The 20,803-nt window shown below is 38.3% G+C and carries 18 protein-coding genes and 1 riboswitch; of the genes, 12 read left to right on the top strand and 6 right to left on the bottom strand.

Translation table 11 applies throughout. From position 1 onward, the window contains the following. Nucleotides 1-25: 25 nt before the first annotated feature. From ACR65M_RS09215 to ACR65M_RS09205, 3 genes are all read right to left on the bottom strand, one after another. Complete coding sequence (locus ACR65M_RS09215; protein ID WP_341330048.1) at nt 26-916, bottom strand: cation diffusion facilitator family transporter; 891 nt, start codon at nt 914-916, stop codon at nt 26-28. A 281-nt stretch (nt 917-1,197) separates the two neighbouring features. Continuing rightward, nucleotides 1,198-2,589, bottom strand: a complete 1,392-nt coding sequence (gene bcaP, locus ACR65M_RS09210; RefSeq protein ID WP_341330049.1) for a branched-chain amino acid transporter BcaP — start codon at nt 2,587-2,589, stop codon at nt 1,198-1,200. 115 nt (nt 2,590-2,704) lie between these two features. Then, complete coding sequence (locus ACR65M_RS09205; RefSeq protein ID WP_341330050.1) at nt 2,705-3,817, bottom strand: CdaR family transcriptional regulator; 1,113 nt, start codon at nt 3,815-3,817, stop codon at nt 2,705-2,707. A gap of 147 nt (nt 3,818-3,964) precedes the next feature. Here ACR65M_RS09205 and ACR65M_RS09200 point away from each other — a divergent pair, with 147 nt between their 5' ends. The 5 genes from ACR65M_RS09200 (at nt 3,965) to ACR65M_RS09180 (ending at nt 9,274) form a co-directional block, all read left to right on the top strand. After that, nucleotides 3,965-5,134, top strand: coding sequence for a glycerate kinase (locus ACR65M_RS09200; protein ID WP_341333478.1), 1,170 nt, complete (start codon nt 3,965-3,967; stop codon nt 5,132-5,134). Beyond that, nucleotides 5,112-6,221, top strand: coding sequence for a 2-keto-3-deoxygluconate permease (locus tag ACR65M_RS09195; protein WP_341330051.1), 1,110 nt, complete (start codon nt 5,112-5,114; stop codon nt 6,219-6,221). Before ACR65M_RS09200 ends, ACR65M_RS09195 begins: the two co-directional genes overlap by 23 nt. A gap of 307 nt (nt 6,222-6,528) precedes the next feature. After that, the gene (gene larA / locus ACR65M_RS09190; RefSeq protein ID WP_440273146.1) at nt 6,529-7,797 is read left to right on the top strand and encodes a nickel-dependent lactate racemase; all 1,269 of its coding nucleotides are present in this window, start codon (nt 6,529-6,531) and stop codon (nt 7,795-7,797) included. A 15-nt stretch (nt 7,798-7,812) separates the two neighbouring features. Continuing rightward, nucleotides 7,813-8,112 carry a UxaA family hydrolase gene (locus ACR65M_RS09185; protein ID WP_341330053.1) on the top strand — a complete coding sequence of 100 codons (300 nt, stop codon included), beginning with the start codon at nt 7,813-7,815 and terminating at the stop codon, nt 8,110-8,112. Continuing rightward, the gene (locus ACR65M_RS09180) at nt 8,105-9,274 is read left to right on the top strand and encodes a UxaA family hydrolase (protein ID WP_341330054.1); all 1,170 of its coding nucleotides are present in this window, start codon (nt 8,105-8,107) and stop codon (nt 9,272-9,274) included. Before ACR65M_RS09185 ends, ACR65M_RS09180 begins: the two co-directional genes overlap by 8 nt. A gap of 174 nt (nt 9,275-9,448) precedes the next feature. Here ACR65M_RS09180 and ACR65M_RS09175 read toward each other — a convergent pair whose 3' ends face one another. After that, nucleotides 9,449-10,630 carry a NupC/NupG family nucleoside CNT transporter gene (locus tag ACR65M_RS09175; RefSeq protein WP_341330055.1) on the bottom strand — a complete coding sequence of 394 codons (1,182 nt, stop codon included), beginning with the start codon at nt 10,628-10,630 and terminating at the stop codon, nt 9,449-9,451. A gap of 243 nt (nt 10,631-10,873) precedes the next feature. Further along, nucleotides 10,874-11,055, top strand: a riboswitch (Lysine riboswitch). 99 nt (nt 11,056-11,154) lie between these two features. On the opposite strand from ACR65M_RS09175, the gene ACR65M_RS09170 reads away from it, so the two are divergent. The 7 genes from ACR65M_RS09170 (at nt 11,155) to ACR65M_RS09140 (ending at nt 19,014) form a co-directional block, all read left to right on the top strand. Next, complete coding sequence (locus tag ACR65M_RS09170; protein ID WP_341330056.1) at nt 11,155-11,991, top strand: transporter substrate-binding domain-containing protein; 837 nt, start codon at nt 11,155-11,157, stop codon at nt 11,989-11,991. 65 nt (nt 11,992-12,056) lie between these two features. Then, nucleotides 12,057-12,803: an amino acid ABC transporter permease gene (locus ACR65M_RS09165; protein WP_341330057.1), complete on the top strand. Its 747-nt coding sequence runs from the start codon at nt 12,057-12,059 to the stop codon at nt 12,801-12,803. 18 nt (nt 12,804-12,821) lie between these two features. Next, entirely contained in the window at nt 12,822-13,556 is a 735-nt protein-coding gene (locus ACR65M_RS09160; RefSeq protein WP_341330058.1) for an amino acid ABC transporter ATP-binding protein, read from the top strand. A gap of 275 nt (nt 13,557-13,831) precedes the next feature. After that, entirely contained in the window at nt 13,832-14,197 is a 366-nt protein-coding gene (locus ACR65M_RS09155; protein ID WP_121446930.1) for a Na-translocating system protein MpsC family protein, read from the top strand. A gap of 140 nt (nt 14,198-14,337) precedes the next feature. Next, complete coding sequence (locus tag ACR65M_RS09150; protein WP_440273145.1) at nt 14,338-15,840, top strand: NADH dehydrogenase subunit 5; 1,503 nt, start codon at nt 14,338-14,340, stop codon at nt 15,838-15,840. 25 nt (nt 15,841-15,865) lie between these two features. Then, nucleotides 15,866-18,484: a DUF2309 domain-containing protein gene (locus tag ACR65M_RS09145; protein WP_440273144.1), complete on the top strand. Its 2,619-nt coding sequence runs from the start codon at nt 15,866-15,868 to the stop codon at nt 18,482-18,484. 41 nt (nt 18,485-18,525) lie between these two features. Beyond that, the gene (locus ACR65M_RS09140) at nt 18,526-19,014 is read left to right on the top strand and encodes a carbonic anhydrase (protein WP_440273143.1); all 489 of its coding nucleotides are present in this window, start codon (nt 18,526-18,528) and stop codon (nt 19,012-19,014) included. A gap of 91 nt (nt 19,015-19,105) precedes the next feature. Here ACR65M_RS09140 and yidC read toward each other — a convergent pair whose 3' ends face one another. Together yidC and ACR65M_RS09130 are read right to left on the bottom strand one after the other, a co-directional pair. After that, entirely contained in the window at nt 19,106-19,897 is a 792-nt protein-coding gene (gene yidC, locus ACR65M_RS09135) for a membrane protein insertase YidC (RefSeq protein WP_341330061.1), read from the bottom strand. 16 nt (nt 19,898-19,913) lie between these two features. Next, a complete protein-coding gene (locus ACR65M_RS09130) occupies nt 19,914-20,216 on the bottom strand; it encodes a hypothetical protein (RefSeq protein ID WP_341330062.1) in 303 nt (100 codons plus the stop codon). Nucleotides 20,217-20,803 lie beyond the last annotated feature (587 nt).

The raw sequence follows: 20,803 nt of genomic DNA, 5'->3' as shown, positions 1-20,803 counted from the left end.
TCTTCTTTATAATAAATTATCCTGTTCAATTCATAATTAATTTTTCATTTTCAACTGGCTCCACATGGACATGAACATCATAAATGTTATACTGGTTCTTTAACATTTCCTCCACATTAGATGATATTTCATGTGCCTCGGTAATATCTAAATTAGTTGGAACAGAGATCACAACATCCACAGTATTGCTATTTCCATATGTTCTTCCTTTAATATCCTTTACTTCTAAAACTCCCTTAACATTTAAGATTGTCTGTTTATACTCTTCTAAAGCATGTATATCGAAGCCATCAGTTAAGTAATGTGAGGATTCTCTAAAAATATCCCACCCGGTCTTACATATTAATAATCCAACAACTATTGCCGCCACTGGATCGAGCCAAGGTATGCCGAATTGAGAAGCTAAAATTCCAATTGCAGTCCCAATACTAACCCAAGCATCCGAGAGGTTATCTTTAGCAGCAGCCATAACTGCATGACTTTTTACTTTCGTAGCTAATTTTTTATTATAGCGGTAAACCAAGATCATAATAAATGCTGAAAAGAATCCTGTCCAAGCTGCTATTATATCAGGTGATTCAGCTTTGCCATTAAAAACAGAAATTGCTGCACTGTATAATACCTGAAGACCTACAGCAATCATTATTAAGGCTGCGATTAAAGAGGCAACAGATTCAGCCTTCCAATGACCATAGGGGTGATCGTCATCTGCTGGTTTTTGGGAAAGTCTTAACCCAATTAATACTGCAATGGATGCAATAATGTCAGTTGTATTATTTAAACCATCAGCTTTCAGCGCTTCTGAACCTGCAATATATCCGATGATTAGTTTTATACATGATAAAAGTATGTAAACTGCAATACTTAATATTGCACCACGTTCTCCTAACCTTAAATCTTGATACCTTTGTTCCATTTATCTTCCTCCGGTACTCAGCATTGAAATTTATTGTACCAAAGGGGTTTCGTGTTAGTCTACGGCAACGTTTTTGTGCGAAAACAATAAATTACAGGTTAGGCAAAAGTTTTGAGAGAGGGAAACTTTTACACAAATATGATTAATATATCAAAATAATATTTTTACCATTTATTTGGTCACTTCTGTTAATTCTATGGGACGATATGAAGTGTGTCTCAAATTTTAGGTACAAAAAAATGAGCATACATTATGACAACGTATGCCCACTTCTTATCAACTCATTCTTTATTCATTACGCTATGCTTTTTACCATAGGCAAAATAGAAAAGTAATCCAAATACAAACCAAACACCGCATGCTATCCAAGTGAAGACAGAGAGCTGGGACATTAAAAATAAACATAATAAGAATGAAAGAATCGGTAAAATTGGAAAGAACGGTACTTTAAACCCATTAGATGGAAGATTCTTATCTTTTCTTAAATAAAGAATACCAATTGAGACAATTGTAAATGCGAGTAATGTTCCCATGTTTACTAGTTCAGCTAGCTTAGACAACGGAACGAAGCCGGCACAAAAAGCTACAATTGCTGCAAATACCCATGTGTTTTTAACGGGTGTCTTATGTTTTTTACTAAGTTCATACATACTTTTCGGTAGTAATCCATCACGGCCAAACGCGTATAGAAGTCTAGTTCCTCCGTATGACATAACGAGTATAACTGTCATCATCCCTACAACAGCCCCAAGTGAAATAACACCAGCCACCCAATCTTGATTAACGATTTGCATTACGTAGCTTACTGGATCACTTACATTTAGCTTTGTGTATGAAACCATCCCAGTCAAAACAAGGGAAACAGCTCCATAAAGAATGGTACAAATTAATAACGAACCAATAATACCTATTGGCATATTTCGTTGTGGGTTCTTCACTTCTTCAGCTGCTGACGAAACAGCATCAAACCCAAGATAAGCAAAGAAAACAAGGGCTGCTCCACTTATAACGCCGTTCATTCCGAAGGGCAAAAATGGTTGCCAATTAGCAGGCTCTACATAAAAAATACCCACTCCAATAAATAAGAGAATAACACCTACTTTAATAAATACCATAATCATATTAATCTTCGTAGATTCTCGTATACCGAGTGTTAATAAATAAGCAGTGGCAAATATAATGGCTATAGCTGGTATATTGATATATGTTCCATCTGCCGGATTAAAAGAACCAGAAATGGCTCTAGGAATGGAAATATTAAAACCTTCTAATAAAGCACTTAAATATGCAGACCAACCTGTTGCAACTGCTGAAACTGCTAGGCCATACTCTAATAGTAAAGCCCATCCGACTAACCAAGCGACTACTTCTCCAAATACAATGTAAACATACGTATATGCACTACCCGTTACTGGTACGGATGAAGAAAATTCTGAATAGCACAAGGCTGCCAATGCGCAGACTATCGCAGCTATAATAAATGAAAAAACGATACCTGGTCCTGCGTGCCCCGCAGCTACTGTCCCAGGAAGAATGAATATACCAGTTCCTACAATGGCACCCACTCCAAGTAGCATTAAATCAAAGGCACCTAATGTTTGTGGTAGCTGGACATCTCCCTTTTTTTTGAGTAACTCTCCGAGACTTTTTTTCCTGAATAATATATCTTTCATGCTAACCCTCATTTTTTGAAAATATGTACAAATTCTAAATGTTTATGAATAAAAGGTCAATCGTTTTTGTCGAATTACCAATTTTTTTGTCGAAAATGAAAAAGCTATCCACCTTTCACTGATGGGGAGCGCTAGTTCTATTTCTATTATGTACCCAAATGACCATTTGTAATAGAAAGGCATCATGAAAGTTTTGAGGGTCATAGCCGCTTTCTGTTTTAATTTTGTTAAGACGGTAAATAAGGGTGTTGCGATGGATATATAGTTTTTTCGCCGTTTCTTTTATATTTAAATTCGAGTCAAAGAACGCTTGAAGCGTATCTAAATGATTAATAAGGTCACTCTTCCTTTTTAGTATTCTTTCTGAAAACTGTGTTGCTAGCTTTGGATTAATTTGGTGAACGAGTGCTTTCGGTTCAATGTCGGTATATGAAATGATCTTTTGTTCAGGTTTACTGATGGCTAACGCAATTTCACATTCATGATAACCTTGATTAACCTGTAGAAGGTGTTGGATTAGCGGAGAAAATGCTAAACGAACATGAACCTTCATTTTTTCAAATTCTTTACATAGGAAAGTTAACTTCTTTTTTGCACTCTCGTGGGTTACCCCAGTTAATAGGAGCAGCAATTTATTGCCATGAACAAATCCTGCCAACACTTCTCCTTTTCCAACTACTTCTTCTGTATTTTTGATAAGCAAGTGACTTGAAAGAGCATAATCAACAATCTCAATTAAGCTAACGACGAAAGGTCCTGTAAGTTTCATATTAAGTAGGCTAAGCCAGCGTTCAATATTAATTGTGTTCGGTTTCTCCTTCAAAAGTTCTTCGATAATCGTCTCTTTCGTTTTTTGGCGCCATTCCGTTTGGGATGCCATGTAAGCTTGCTTAATCATTAATTCCGCCATCATTTTAACAAGGCCACCACGGTCTCTTATTATGTAGGGTTCCCCCGTAATTCCGATGACTCCGACAACCTCACCATGAAAATGTATCGGTAAATTAATTCCTTGCTGTGTTCCACGAAGTTGGCCTTGATTTTCCGATGTAATTTCAAGGACCTTACCAGTTTTAATAACTTCTAATGCACCTTCATGGATCGAATCTTGACGAGAGGGGTCACTTGTTGCAATAATAACTCCTTCTTCATCCATTATATTGATATTCAGGTTCATGACCTTCGAAGTTTCATTTACTAACATCTCAGCAATTTCCCTAGTAATCATCAAATTCTCCTTTTGGTTATTGAGTACAAAAAGACATTATAATTTATATAATTATTTGTATTCTACATATAAAGAAGAATTGAAGCAAGTCCATTATAATTAAATAAACAGAATATTGTAAGCGTTTGCGTTAGGGAGGGACACAAAATTAAAATCATAATTGCGCCAGATTCCTTTAAGGGCAGTGTAACTGCAATGGAAGCGGCCTTATCTATTGAAAAAGGAATAAAAAATGCATATCCGAATGCGGAAACGAAGTTAATACCTGTGGCGGATGGAGGAGAAGGAACGATGGAAAATCTCGTTTCTTCGACAAAAGGACATAAAGTTTCAGCTACTGTTACAGGTCCCCTTGGTAAACCAATCGAAGCATCTTTCGGGGTGCTAGGTGATGAAGAGACATGCATTATAGAAATGGCTAGTGCATCGGGCTTGGATTTAATTAGTCGTTCTGAGCGGGATCCTCTAATTGCAACGACGTTTGGTACTGGGGAATTAATTAAGAAAGCGCTTGACGAAGGGTATCGAAATTTTGTCTTAGCCATTGGTGGATCTGCCACAAATGATGGTGGTGTAGGGATGCTACAGGCTCTTGGTATGCAAATCCTGGACAAGTCAGGACAGGAAATTGGCTTTGGTGGTGGTGCGTTAAATCAAATTCATGAAGTACGAATGGATCATTTTGATACACGAATCCAAGAAAGTCATTTTTTAATTGCCTCTGATGTGGAAAATCCACTCGTGGGTGAAAAAGGAGCTTCTCATGTGTTTGGACCGCAAAAAGGAGCTACAGATGAAATGGTTCGGGTCCTCGACAAAAACCTTACACATTGGGGCAATGTAGTGGAACAAGTAACGGGGATTCGGTTGCATGAAAGACCGGGAGCTGGGGCTGCAGGAGGAATTGGAGGAGCTTTTCAAGCATTTTTTCCATCCATAATGAAAAGAGGGGTAGATGTCGTTATTGAATACTCCAAGCTTGAAGAAAATCTAAAAGGGGCTGACCTTGTAATTACTGGGGAAGGGCAGGTGGATTTTCAAACAGCTTATGGAAAAACTCCCATGGGGGTGGCCCAAACAGCAAAGAAGCTTAATATTCCAACGGTCATTATCGCGGGTTCCATTGGTGAAAGAATTCAAACATTATACCAATATGGAATTATAGGGGTTTTTAGCATAATAAATCGTCCAATAAACTTAGACGAAGCGATGAAAGAATCAAAGAAATTGTTAGAACTAACAGCTGAGCAAGTAAGCCGCACTTATTTTTTCAATAAAGAGGGGGTAAATGGGAATGAAAATCAAGCAAACAATTGAGAAAGTACCAGGTGGATTGATGGTTGTACCTTTAATGTTAGGGGCGTTATTTAATACAGTCGATCAAATGCACATTCCAGCAGTTATGGAGGCTTTAAAATCTTTGGGGGTTGCTCCAACTGCCGATGGTCATTATGAGTTTTTACGGATTGGTGGATTCTCTGAACAATTATTTAAAAATGGTGCATTAACATTAATTGCATTATTCCTATTTTGCGCAGGTAGCCAGATGAATCTTAGAGTCGGTGGGATTGCTTTGAAAAAAGGAGTATTGCTGACAACATCAAAATATTTAACTGGGCTTGCCATTGGACTTTTGTTTGGGTACTTTTTTGATCCTATGAATGGTTTACTTGGTTTATCGACATTGGCAATCATTGCTGCAATGACAAATGGTAACGGTGGGATGTATGCTGCCTTAACAGGTCAATATGGAAACAGGTCGGATGTAGGTGCTGTATCTGTCCTATCATTAAACGATGGACCGTTTTTTACTTTAATGTCACTGGGCCTATTAGGTTCCAAATTCCCAATTATTTCTTTTATCGCAGTATTATTACCGATTGCTCTAGGAATGCTCCTAGGGAATCTTGACCCTGAAATTCGTGAATTTTTGGCTCCAGGAGAAATCTTACCGGTTCCATTCTTTGCATTTGCACTTGGTGCAGGAATGAACTTTATGACATTCTTCAACCCTAGCGTTGTTGGCGCTGGATTACTTCTAGGAATTATGACAACCGTATTAACAGGATTAACGGGTATTCTCGTGTTTAAGCTGTTTAGAGAGAAAAGTCAAATTGCCCCGGTGGCTGAAGCGTCTACAGCGGGTAATGCTGTAGGTACACCGGCAGCAATTGCAGCGGCTGCGACTGTTGCAGCTGGTTCTGGTATGATGAGCGCTGCTGAAGCTCAAGCCTATCAGGATATTGCGAACATAGCAACGATGCAAATATCAATATCTGTATTAACGACGGCCATTCTTTGTCCAATTGCTGTTATACTAATGGATAAATACCAAAGAAGTAAAGGCATTGATGCAAAACTGGAAAACCCAGGAGCACCAAAAGACCCTGGAGTACCAGTATAACTTTATTCAGAAGAAGTCCCCACTCCTATGAGTGTTTCGATTAATGTTATAAAAGGAACCAATCATTTGGGGTTCAGACCCTAACTGAATAAAGTTATAGCCTCCGGCGGATGCCACGATTTTTCAAAGGTAGTTTTTCGAGACAGTAAGTTCAAAGACTAAGAACGCCACGTCCTGTGGCAACGTCTTTATGACCCACTTCCTGTGGGCCTAAAAATCGGGCAGCAAATACGCTCCACCCCTGGCCATTTAAGAGGCTAGGGGTGGTTATTTATTAAAAACATCATGAGTTGAAAGGGAGAAAAAAATGCAAACAACATTACTTTATGGAAAAGAAAGTTTAACAATTAATGTCCCGGATGATGCTCTTATTTTAGAACCACAAAACCCCTCAGGTCTTGAGGATGAAATGGGAGCATTACACGAGGCCCTCAAGAATCCTATTGGATCACCTCCTTTAGCAGAAATGGTGAAAGCAACCGATAAAGTAGCTATCGTCATTAGTGACATTACACGGCCAACGCCTAATGAAAAACTTGTTCCGGCTTTAATTAAGGAATTAAACCATGTTCCGCTTGAAAACTTTGTGATTATTAATGGAACGGGAACGCATCGTGATCAAACGGAAGAAGAGTTCGTTCAAATGCTAGGGCAATGGGTTGTTGATAACGTTCGGATTATTAATAATCGTTGTCATGATAAGGAAACACTTGTCAAAGTAGGGCATAGTAAATTTGGTTGTGACGTTTATTTAAACAAAGAATATGTTGAAGCAGATTTTCGAATTGTAACCGGTTTTATCGAGCCTCACTTTTTTGCTGGCTTTTCAGGTGGACCAAAAGGAATCATGCCAGGGATCGCAGGAATTGAAACGATTATGACCTTCCATAATGCACGGATGATTGGTGATCCGTTAGCAACATGGGGAAATATGGTGAATAACCCTCTTCAGGAGATGACAAGGGAAATTAACATGATGTGTAAACCTCATTTTATGCTGAATGTCACTTTGAATCGTGATAAGCAGATTACAAATGTGTTTGCTGGGGAATTAATTGCCGCCCATGACAAAGGTTGTGCGTATGCAAAAGAACACGCAATGACGAAATGTGAACAGCGCTTTGATGTCGTCATAACCTCAAATTCTGGCTATCCACTCGATCAGAATCTGTACCAGGCTGTAAAAGGTATGAGTGCTGCTCATAAAATTGTGAAAAAAGGGGGAGCGATCATTATCGCTTCAGAATGTTCTGATGGGCTTCCAAGCCATGGGAATTACGGGGATATCTTAAAAATGGCCAAGTCTCCACAAGAAATCCTAGACATGATCAATGACCCAGAGTTTAAAACATTTGATCAGTGGCAAGTGCAAAAGCAGGCCGTAATTCAAGTGTGGGCTGATGTTTATGTGTATTCACTACTTACAGATGAGCAAGTGACACAGGCAATGCTGAAGCCAACACACAATATTGAACAAACGTTAGAACAGCTTAAAGAAAAGTATGGGAAAGACATGTCTGTAGCGGTACTACCGTTAGGGCCATTAACTATACCGTATGTTGATTCTGAGGATTAATAGGAGGGCTAAGTCATGTCTCAAAGTTTTTCGGCTGTATTAATGAATGAGAGAGATAATGTTGCGACCGTTTTAGTAGATTTAGAGGCTAATATCTTTGTTACTGCTTCGTATGGTGATAGGAAAATTGATGTACAACTCGTACACTCCATTCCCTTTGGGCACAAATTTGCCGTTGATTCTATTAAAAAGGGTGAAAAGATTTATAAATACGGTGAAATCATAGGTGTTGCTTCATGCGATATTGAGGTAGGAGAGCATGTCCATGTACACAATCTTGAAGGAACACGAGGTAGGGGGGATATAAATGAATAATCAAGAATATTTTATGGGGTATAGACGTCCGGATGGAAAAGTTGGGGTTCGTAATCATGTATTGATTCTTCCAACTATCACCTGTGCGACCCAAGCTGCATACCAAGTTACTCAGCTTGTACATGGGACTGTTAGTTTTATTCATCAACATGGCTGTACACAGGTTGGAGTGGATTATGATCAAACCTTCCGAACCTATGTTGGTGTTGGCCTTAATCCAAATGTGTATGGCGTAGTCGTGCTAGGTTTAGGCTGTGAAACACATCAAGCAAGAAGTGTAGCAGAAGAGATTGCTAAAAGCGGAAAGCCAGTTGAGACTGTTTCCATCCAGGAAAATGGAGGCACCTTGCAAACGATCGCTAACGCAGCCAAAGTTGCAGCAAAGATGGTTCAGGATGCCTCTGCAATTATGAGGGAACCTTGTCATGTTAGTGAATTGATCATTGGAACGGAATGTGGTGGTTCGGATGCATGTTCTGGCTTATCTGCGAACCCTGCGGTTGGCCATGTGAGTGATTTAATTGTAAAAGCAGGCGGAACAGCAATCCTTGCAGAAACGACAGAATTAATCGGTGCCGAACATTTACTTGCGAACCGAGCGGTTGATGACCATACTTCCAGACGAGTATATGAAAAGATTAAGCAGGCAGAAGGTCGTGCGCTTATGATGGGGATTGATATCCGCACTGGTAACCCTACGCCAGGAAATATCGCTGGAGGGTTAAGTTCACTTGAGGAAAAGTCACTTGGTGCAGCTACAAAGTCTGGCACCAGTCCGCTTCAAGAACTGGTTGACTATGCAGAGATTCCAACTAAAAAGGGACTTGTCTGGATGGATACTCCAGGGCAGGACATCGAACAGCTTACAGGAATGGTTGCGGGAGGTGCACAGGTAGTTCTCTTTACAACTGGTCGTGGTACGCCAACGGGTTCACCGATTGCTCCTGTTATTAAAATTTCAACAAACACACCAATGTTTAATAGTATGAGAGATAATATGGATTTGAATGCTGGAACAATTATTGAAGGTAAAGAGACTGTTCAAACAGTTGGACAATCTATCTTTGATGAAATTAAATCTGTCTCGTCAGGAAAACTGACAAAATCAGAAATTTTGAAGCAAAACGACTTTGGAATTTGGAGAATAGGACCGACCTTTTAACTTATTCAGCAGGGTCTCCAGCCAATCAGAATAAGTTAACGTTTCCGGCAGAATCAGCCATTAGTTGAATAAATTTGCTAAGTAGAAACCTTCAAAACCGAAATCGGAAAAACCAAAAAAGGAACCCACTTGAAACTGAGAAGGTTCCTTTTTTTCTTTTTTAGACGTTGTTATTTATAAAACGAAACTAACAATAATACCTGAAAGTATGCTTACTAGTGTGGCACCATATAAAAGTTTCAAACCAAAACCAGCAACGACATTCCCTTGCTCTTCATTGAGACTTTTCACCGCCCCGGTAATAATCCCGATTGATGAGAAATTAGCAAAGGAAACAAGGAATACAGACAGAATACCAAGTGTCCGTTCACTAAATTGGTGATTTCCTCCAGATAAATCCATCATCGCAACAAACTCATTTGTCACGAGTTTTGTCGCCATAATTCCTCCGGCACTAACTGCTTCTGATAAAGGAATCCCCATAATAAGAGCAATTGGAGAAAAAAGGTAACCTAATAGCGTTTGGAATGAAATGGTGAATACTAGTTCAAATACATGATTGATTGCTGCCATTAAAGCAATAAAACCAATTAACATGGCACCGACAATAACTGCAACCTTGAATCCATCAAGGATATATTCTCCAATCATTTCAAAGAATGATTGTTTTTTTTGATCGCGGATTTCGATCATATCCTCATCTGGATTTACTTCGTACGGATTAACGATAGAAGCGATAATAAACCCGCCAAATAAATTTAACATTACAGCTGTGACAACATATTCTGGCTTTAGCATTGTCATATAAGCGCCGACAATGGACATTGAAACTGTTGACATCGCGGAAGCACATAGGGTATACAACCGTTGTTTGGATAGCATACCTAATTGCTTTTTTAGTGTGATGAAAACTTCCGATTGCCCGACCATCAATGAAGCAACTGCATTATATGATTCAAGTCTACCCATCCCGTTTACTTTACTTAATAACCATCCAATCCCATTCATAATGAATGGTAAAATTTTCAGATACTGGAGAATTCCGATTAATACTGAAATAAATACGATTGGAAGCAATACAGTTAAAAAGAATGGAGCCTCTCCATCGTTCGCCATTCCGCCAAACACAAAGGAAATCCCTTCGCCTGCATATTCAAGCAGTTTATTAAAAAAAGCAGAAATCCCCTGGATGATAATGAAACCAAATCTAGTATTTAATAGTAATATTGATAAAATAATTTGGATGACAATCATGATGAGAATCGGTTTATATTTTACCTCTTTTCGGTTGGAACTTGCCAACCAAGCCAAAAACAAAACAACAAAAATACCTAAAACTGAAAGAGCATATTGCATATGTAACCTCCTGGTGTATTTTTAACATTATGTACATACTCTCGGTATAGTAACCTCTTTTATATGTGATTACAATGTATATTTTGTCCATTTCTTATAACAAGAACACGATATAGATGGCTTATTTTTTTATATATCCCATGTTAAAACAGTAGTTACTGGATTTTCTAATAATTAGTAGTTGACTGATTAGTAGTTACTATTGTAGTATAAAAACACAATTAAATAAGGCCTCACTTTTACTAGTGAGGTAGAGGCGCGATATTTAACAGTCTTTAGTGGAGTTTGAGGAAACAGTGATGCTAGGGAGAAGGAAATGTCGCCGAAGTTTGTAATACCCTCAATATTACATGCTGGGTCTGCAGTTAATAGCTGCAGGACTGTCTCAATAAACCCCCAGTTTATTGAGTTGTGCTATCTCAATTGAGATAAAAGAGAGGACCTTAGGGCAAATTTACTGCGACCTGAGTATATCTCAGGTCGTTTTTTTGTCGAAATTTATAAGAATACGGAGGAGAAACAGCATGAGAAGCAAATTAACAATATTTTTCGTTTTAATCATTTCTACCATTCTATTATTAGCAGGGTGTGGAACAAGTAATAGTTCGGATTCTGGTTCATCAGAAGATAATACATTTAAGGTAGGTCTTGAAGCTGGATATGCACCGTTTAACTGGACTCAAAATGATGATTCCAATGGTGCAGTAAAAATAGACGGTTCTGCAGAGTATGCAGGCGGATATGATGTGGAAATTGCAAAAAAAGTAGCTGAAGGTTTAGGTAAAGAATTAGTGATTGTAAAAACAGAGTGGGATGGTCTTGTACCAGCTTTAACATCAGGCAAAATTGATGCAATCATAGCTGGTATGTCACCAACAGCAGAACGAAAAGAAACAATCGATTTTTCGGATAATTACTATACTTCAAATTTAGTTATGGTTGTGAAAAAAGGCAGCACTTATGAAGGTGCTACTTCTATCCAAGATTTTAAAGGAGCAAAAATTACTGCTCAATTAAATACATTCCACTATACAGTAATCGACCAAATTGAAGGTGTCGAAAAGAAAACGGCGATGGACAACTTCCCAGCAATGAGAGTAGCACTTGAATCAGGAATGATTGATGGTTACGTGTCAGAACGTCCAGAGGGTATTAGTGCTTCATCTGCTAATGAAAATTTTGTAATGGTGGAATTTGAAGATGGATTTGAAACTTCAGAAGATGATACAGCAATTGCTGTCGGACTTCAAAAGGGCAGCGAATTAACAGAAAAAATCAATGAGATTTTATCAGGTATCTCAGAAGAAGAACGTACAAGCATTATGGATTCGGCTATTCAAAATCAACCAGCAGCAGAATAATAAATACAGGGAACCGACTGTATATCAACATACAGTCGGTTATATAGGGCTAAGGAGGAGAAGAAATGAGTTTTGAGTGGGTCATTAAAATAATTATCGAAAACTGGCCAATGTTCCTTCGTGGTGCGGGTTTAACACTCTTGATCGCTCTTATCGGGACGGTCTTTGGGGCAATGATTGGATTGCTAGCAGGAGTTATCCGTACAATTCCAATGCCCGAACGTGGTGTGAACAAAATATTTTTAAAAGTCATTAATGCCATCCTCTCCATCTATATTGAATTCTTCCGTGGAACACCGATGATTGTACAAGCAATGGTTATCTATTATGGTTCTGCGTTAGCATTTGGGATAGATATGAATGTTTTTGTTGCAGCGATCATTGTTGTCTCAATCAATACAGGGGCATATATGGCTGAGTATGTTCGTGGTGGGATTGTTTCGATTGATAAAGGACAGTTTGAAGCAGCACATGCAATTGGAATGAATCATTTCCAAACGATGTGGAACGTTGTCTTACCACAGGTTATACGTAATATTCTACCTGCAACAGGTAATCAATTTGTGATTAATATTAAAGATACCTCCGTTCTGAACGTGATTTCAGTGACAGAATTATATTTCGTGACAAAATCGATATCAGGCAATAACTTTAGATATTTTGAATCGTTTTTCGTAGCATGTATGATTTATTTTGTGATGACCTTCATTGTTACAAGAATTCTATTATACTTTGAAAGAAAATTAGATGGCTCTGATAATTATACGATGATTGGGAACGATCGACCGATACAAGTTAATCAACAACAATAGGAAGAAGGAGGAGAGAACATGGAAAAGGTTATTGATATTCAACATTTAAGCAAATCCTTTGGCACTCATGAAGTATTAAGGGATATTGATTTCTCGGTGAATAAAGGAGAAGTTGTCTCCATCATCGGTTCCTCCGGATCCGGTAAATCAACTCTTCTTCGTTGTATTAATCTATTAGAAAGACCTAGCGGTGGGCAAATTATCTATCAAGGTGAAAATATTTTGGATAACAAGCATGATGTCGCTACCTACCGAAGACATTTAGGAATGGTCTTCCAACAATTTAATCTTTTCAATAATCATAATGTCCTAAGCAATTGTGTAGTAGGGCAAATAAAAGTATTGAAACGCACGAAGGAAGAAGCGGAAAGAGTAGCGATGAAATACTTAAAAGTTGTTGGTATGGATAAATACATTAACGCTAAGCCAAAGCAGTTATCCGGTGGGCAAAAGCAACGTGTAGCGATTGCAAGAGCACTTTCGATGGAACCAGATGTGATGTTATTTGATGAGCCAACATCAGCACTTGATCCAGAAATGGTAGGAGAAGTCCTAAAAGTCATGAAGGAACTCGCTGAGTCTGGTCTTACGATGTTAATCGTAACGCACGAAATGGAATTTGCAAAAGAAGTATCAGATCGAGTTGTATTTATGGATAAGGGTGTTATTGCTGAAGAAGGAAGTCCAGAGCACATCTTCAATAATCCGACACAAGCTCGTACTAGAGAATTCTTAAAACGTACAATCGTATAAGCAGCTAAAAATAAATAGAATCAATCCTCTGTCAATTTAATATTGACAAGTTGATCATTTTCAATTAAATTATTACTTAGATTAATAACCGAGTGATATTATTTACCTTCTGAATAATAATAAAGAGCTTTAGCATTTTATTAATGTAGAATTGGTAGAATGAAGAAGCAATCTTTTTGTATTTAGAAGTACAGAATAAGACAAATCGGTATATTTTTAGACTTAGAGGGAATAGTCTGGAAATATACCGTTTTTTTTGTTTGGGGGGAATTTACTTGAAGAAAACAAAAGGGTCCATCGAATCAGAAATTAGCAAAGCGATTACTCATTGGGAAAAGGATTTTTTGGGGCGTGGATCTGTTTCCGTTAAAACAGATATTCTCCGTGATATGATAATCGTTTATTTACAAGGTATATTAACTCCTGCGGAATATGCTGTTTGTCAAACAAAGGATGGCATGCTATCAATCAAACATACTCGGTCAGGGTTAGTTGAATCTGGTTTGGATGGATTAAAAGAAATTATTTTAACCATCACTGGGGAAGAAGTAAAAAGTTTTCATACTGATTTAAGTACTCGTACTGGAGAACGAGTTATCGTGTTTAAGTTATTTAATGATTTAGAGAAAAAATTAGTTTAGGGAGATTTTTAAAAGACTTTATTAGTCAGTTAAAAATAGACCGAGAACAAGTATCAGTGGTTACTACGACTGGTACTAGTTCTCGGTTTTTTTATTTAATTACTATTTAAGTTCGGTCCATTTTGACGGAGGGAAGTTTTATGATTTCGAATAGCATATCCATACTACTTACCTTATTTTTTATCGCACTTTTTTTATCTGTGGTAAGTGGATTCGTATTCCTATCTAAACGGGTGCCCCTAGGTTTTGTGCGGGTCCACATCGGGATCATTTCATTGCCTGCTTTGGTGTCATTATTGATTCTATTAATGAACAATATGAATCACAATGTTGGCCCCTTGCACTTGGATTCATTAGCTTGGCTTATGGCATGTTTTGTTCTGACGATAGGGATTGTCATCCAACGTTTTTCTGTAAGGTATTTACTAGGAGACCGTTCTTACCGAAAATACTTTGCATTCTTCACACTTATAACAGGTACGGCTTCTGTTTCCTGGTTAAGTAATGACCTTCGATTGTTGGCCGGTTGTTGGGGGATTACTCTTATTGGGTTAACGATTCTTATAAGTATAAAGAGGGAGTGGAAGGTAACGAGAGTAGCAACAAGACTCTCTGCTCAGGTATTTGCAGGTAGTTGGCTGGCTCTTCTATTTGCTATCATTTGGTTGTCTCAAATCACGGGCAGCTGGAAGCTAACTCTAATCTTGGCCAATGATAGTCTGACACATATCGGTACATGGGAAAAAACAGGAATAAATCTATTATTGGTTTTGGCTGTAATCATTCCAGCAGCCCAATGGCCATTCCATAAATGGTTAATTGAGTCTGTTGTGGCTCCTACACCCGTTTCTGCAATTATGCATGCTGGGATTGTAAATGCAGGCGGAATTATACTAACACGTTTCTCACCGTTGTTTAATGGGGATAAAGCTCAGATTTTATTACTTGTTCTCTCAAGTATTTCTGTCTTAATCGGTAGTGGCATAAGTTTGGTACAGGTTGATTATAAACGTCAATTGGTGGGTTCTACAATTGCGCAAATGGGTTTTATGCTTATTCAATGTGCTTTAGGTGCTTATTCGGCAGCCATTCTCCACCTCATATTACATGGTATTTTTAAGGCTACTCTTTTTTTACAGGCTGGTTCGGCAATACGCCGGATTGAAGTCTCTTCTAATCATACTAAAAGATCGTCTATTTTGTGGATTTTCGCTGGTTATGGATTAGGTTTACTTACTGGGATTGCTTATTGGAGGATGTCCTCTAGTGGACATTATGACATTGTGACTGCTTTGATAGTAGGATGGTCCTTATCATTTTCTTGGATGCAGTTAATTGTTTATTGTAAAGGAAGAATTGATAGAGTGGCTGGTCTTTTCCTTTTGGGAGGATCAGCAACTGTCTACTTACTTTTACATAGTTTTTTTAAAGAATGGTTATATACACCTGTTTTTCAAAGTCTTCAACTGCCTATGCCGATTGTGTTCATTGTCGTTTGTCTATTAATATTTGGTAGTGTAATGGGCGCGATCGCTTCCCGTTATCCTACATCCTCCTTTTCCGCAGTACTTTTTCTTTGGTTTATAAAATTTGGAGAAGGAGAGATGAAGTCTACCGAAAGCCATCCAAGCTATCTAAAATAATCACTTTCACAAGGAGGTTGTTGGTGTGATGTTATCCTCTACATTACAAAAAGAAATAAACATACAACAGCTAAAAGAAATTGATACAGAGATTGATATTAAATCGTTAGTTTCTTCAGCAAGTAGAGTAATAGCACCACTTGGACCTATTTCAACGTTTGCAGCTCGTCACCCATGGGTGGGACTGGAAGATTTAAAATTTGAAGATGTTGCTAACTGGTTAAAGAACATCCGAAATGTAGAAATATACCCTAGTACATCTATGATCCTATCGGCTAAAAATCGCGGGGAAATCGATGAAGGTTTTTTAGAAATAGGTTTGCAGCACTGGCTAAACTCACATTCTCTTAAAATACCTCGGGAAGAGGCTGAACGTTATTGCCGGTTTTCTCTAAATTTGGATGCGATGTCTGCAAATCCCTTATCATCACTAGAGGTAAAAAACTTTATAGAGGATTCAAAAAAACGAAATATAGAACTTTACGAGAGTATTCCGAGACAGCCCTTAAGCATGAAGATAGAGCCCAAGGATGGTAGAAATTTAACGGAAGTGCTAGATCATCATGTTATTAAATGGTGTAAGTTATATCTGGATGACTCCCAAGCGGGGTGGTCAATACCGAAACATGAAGATGGATTTTATCGAACTTGGCAAAGCCTTATACAGCATGACCCTTCATTGCGTAAAAACCAACGCAAAATGTTTAGAAACTGGCCACAAGATGCAGAGACGGCGTTGGAAGTCGTTTTATCTGCTTTTAAAATTCCTCGTTCAGAGATACAAGATTACCTTGAGAGTCATTTGCTATCTTTGCCTGGCTGGGCAGGCATGATGCTTTGGCGTTCTCAACAATCTCAACAAGAACAATCACTTTTAATGGAATATTTAGCTGTTCGAGTTTCTATGGAATGGGTTTTGGTGAATCCTTACCTGCCTTTGCACAATAGCTTTGAGAAAAAAGTTCAATTTGATTCACTTATAAAAGCCTGGGTACAGTATGGAGGGCTCACAATCGAGAAATGGTTGGGGATGTCTACTGAACAACAAAAAGAATACTTGTCATTTGCCTACACGTTTAATGAAAAGATTCAAAAAAAATTGTGGCTTGAGGCTTGGGAACAAACTTACACAGATCAATTGAAACAGAGAATCTTAGCTAAACAACAAGTGAACAATGTAACAAATCGTGCATTAGCCCAATTTGCATTTTGTATAGATGTCCGTTCTGAAACCTTTAGACGTTATTTAGAGAAAGCGGGGCCTTTTGAAACAATTGGTGTCGCTGGTTTCTTCGGATTACCAATTGAAATTCGGGAGCTTGATTGTAAACATACTCATTCCTCATTGCCCGTGATGCAAAAGGCAAGACATAGAATAGAAGAAAGAGTGGATACAAATGAACTAAAGCAATACCAACAACGTAAACGAGCGTTAGAATCTGTAGCGTATACGTTTAAAAAGATGAAACAGAATACAGTTCCAAGTTTGCTTTTACCTGAGGTAAGCGGACCTTGGCTTATGATACAAACGCTAGGCCGTAGTTTTCTACCCAGAAAAGCGGGCCATTTCATACGTAATTTTCGAGATTCATGGTTAAGGAAACCAGAAACAAATCTCACGCTTCATTCTGCTCGGAACAATATATCTGAAATTTCATTAGGTTTTTCTGAGGAAGAACAAGTCAATTATGTCCGTCAAACACTTAAGATGATGGGGCTGACAACAAACTTTGCACCATTAATTGTGATTTGTGGACACGGAAGTCAAAGTACAAACAACCCATATGCAGCCTCGCTTGATTGCGGTGCTTGCGGTGGTGCGTCAGGAGCATTCAATGCTAGGGTTCTTGCAAATTTGTGCAACTTACCAGAGGTAAGAAACGCACTTTTAATGGATGGTATTGAAATTCCAGCTGAAACAGTATTCGTTGCAGCTGAACATAATACAACTGTGAATGAACTTAAGTGGATTTATGTCCCCAAATTATCAAGGTTAGCACAGGAATCGTTTGATCACATTGAGGAAGTTTTACCTAACGTAAGTCATCAAGCAAATGCAGAATGTTTATCACAATTACCCACGATCGGCACTTATTGTAAAAATCCAAAGGCTGAGGCACATCGTATCGCAGAAGATTGGAGTGAAATACGACCTGAATGGGGATTGGCTCGTAATGCAGCTTTTATTATAGGGAAGAGAGAACTGACTCATCATTGTGATCTAGAAGGAAGAGTTTTTCTGCATAATTACGATTGGGAGCAAGACCACAATGGAGAAATTCTAGCTAACATTATTGCTGGGCCAGGAACCGTAGCCCAATGGATTAACTTACAGTATTATGCATCCACCGTTGCACCACATTTCTATGGGAGTGGGAATAAAGGAACACAAACTATAACCTCAGGACTTGGTGTCATGCAAGGTGTTGCAAGTGATTTATTGACAGGCCTTCCCTGGCAGTCTGTGATGAAATCAGATGAAGAGGCTTATCATGCTCCTCTTCGTCTGCAAATCGTTATTCAGGCACCAAGAGAGTTCGTGAAAAGATTATTAGAAAATGATGATGTGTTTAAACAAAAGGTACAAAATGGCTGGGTTAGGCTTGCGTGTGTAACCCCCCATTATGAATGGGAAAACTATTAAAAGTCTTTAAACCAATTTATCTAGATGAAAGGGTGTGCTGTATGGATAAAACAACAAAAAAAACATTATTTATAACGGACATGGAATCTGGATTGGAGCCTATTCTGCAACAAGAGACGAACGTCCAACCTGAAAATATGTTAATGATACAAAGCTATGGCCCAATCATTTCTCACCCTTTTGGAGAAATAATGAGATCAATCATCCTTGCCATTTATCAGGAGAAGGTTGAGGAGATATTTGTAGTTGGTTCGACGAACAAGCGGAACGTTTTTGAGGATGCTCAAAGCCAACTTAAAGTCAATATGAATGATAAACTAAAAACAGTTGATTATCTTTTTAAAAATGTGAAACCAGATTTCATTGAGGATAGTATAAGTGATTGGTTAGATGGAAGCAGAAATGTCAGGGAAGATATCAACAAGAGTGTTGAAATTATTCGTCATCATCCCTTGGTACCATCTAATGTTAAAATTCATAGTTTGGTGGTAAATAATAATGCAGAAGTCGCAGCAGTTAATCAACCATAAGACCTTAATAACTTACTAATAGAATATGATAGGGCCTGGCCTCGGCGGAAAGTAGTGTTAACGCTGGGGGCAGGCCCTATTTTTTATTTGATTACATTTGTTTATTTTCTACGACCGGCTTAAGCTTTTGGTTTCGGTAAAGCCGATAACCAATAAATGATTGGATTGTCAGAAAAATACCTCCTACTGTCCAATAAAGCGGTAGTGCAGCCGGAGCATTAAATGAAATTACAACGATCATGATGGGTGATAATAATCCCATAAACTTCATTTGTTGTTGTTGACTTTGAGCCATATTTAACTGTGAAATTCTAAATTGAATGTAATAAATAACCCCTGCAATAATGGTTAACACTAAATCAGGTTGTCCTAGACTAAACCATAAAAAAGTGTGGTGAGTGATTTCTGCTGACCCACGAATGGCATAATATAGTCCCGTCAAAATAGGCATTTGAATGAGAAGGGGCAGACAACCCATATTAAGCGGGTTAATTCCATGTTTTCGATAAAGCCCCATCAATTCTCTTTGCAACTCTTGCTTCTTTTTCGGATCTGTTTCAGCAGTGATCTTTTCCTGAATCTTTTCCATTTCGGGTTTAAGTAACCCCATCTTTTCTTTCATCACTGATTGATTTTTATACTGTTTTAACATGGATGGCATCATTATCAAGCGAATTAAAATAGTGACAATAATAATAGCCACTCCGTAACTGCCATCAAACGTATTTGCAATAAAATTTATGAGTTTTGTTATAGGTTCTACTAAAAAATTGTGGAAAAAACCTTCATTATCCTCACTTGACTGAATTCCACATCCAGAAAGGAATGCTGTAAGGACAGATAATAGGACAATAAGTTTAGTGAAAGTGCGATTCATTTTCATGTTTCCTCCTTAAAAGTTAAATAAAACTGTTAAGATAATAGGAAACGAAACAATCTGAATCATCACTTGTAGCCATTTTATTACGGATTGATTTTGTAATTCTCCTCGAAATAAAGTACTGAATTAATAGACTCCTGTTACCATCAAAGCACTTCTCTTCACAAATCTGCTTATTTGTAAAATTGGAAAACGGTGAACCAAAACCAATATTAACCCTTTGTGTAGTAAGCAGCAGTAACATTAGCCCTATACCAATACTAATGTTAAATGCCATATGAGTATATAATTCCGGATCTAGTAAAAGTAAATCAACCAACAAAGGATTCTCACCTCTCAACTTCGTTTGCGAATACTTTTACTATACATGAATACAGTTAATCTCACAAAAATAAATTATGGAAGAGAAGGGAACCAAGGGAAGAACCGCTATTAATGATTGGTTCATTTTATTTATCTGGAAATCAGTGAGATCCCTCGACTTCGGACAGAGTTACGCTGAATTTGCCTTGGCTTGTCAGAAGATACTCAAACTTCGGACAGAGTTGCGCTGGTTTTGCCTTTGATTGTCCGAAGATCCCTGGACTTTGGACAGAGCGGGGCTGAATTTGCCTTTGCTTGTCTGAAGATCCCCGAACTTCGGACAGAGCCGTACTGATTTTACCTTACCGTGTCTGAAGTAACCCCGACTTCGGACAGAGTTGCGCTGATTTTGGCTTTGCTTGTCCGAAGATCCTCGAACTTCGGACAGAGCCACGCTGGTTTTGCCTTTGCTTGTCCGAAGTCCCCCGAACTTCGGACAGAGCCATGCCGATTTATCCTTTGCTTGTCCGAAGATCCCCGAACTTCGGACAGAGCCGTACTGATTTTACCTTACCGTGTCTGAAGTAACCCCGACTTCGGACAGAG

The organism is Ferdinandcohnia sp. SAFN-114 (assembly GCF_059415045.1).
The sequence above is the reverse complement of the archived record's forward strand: the minus strand, read 5'-3'. Positions and strand labels throughout refer to the sequence as shown.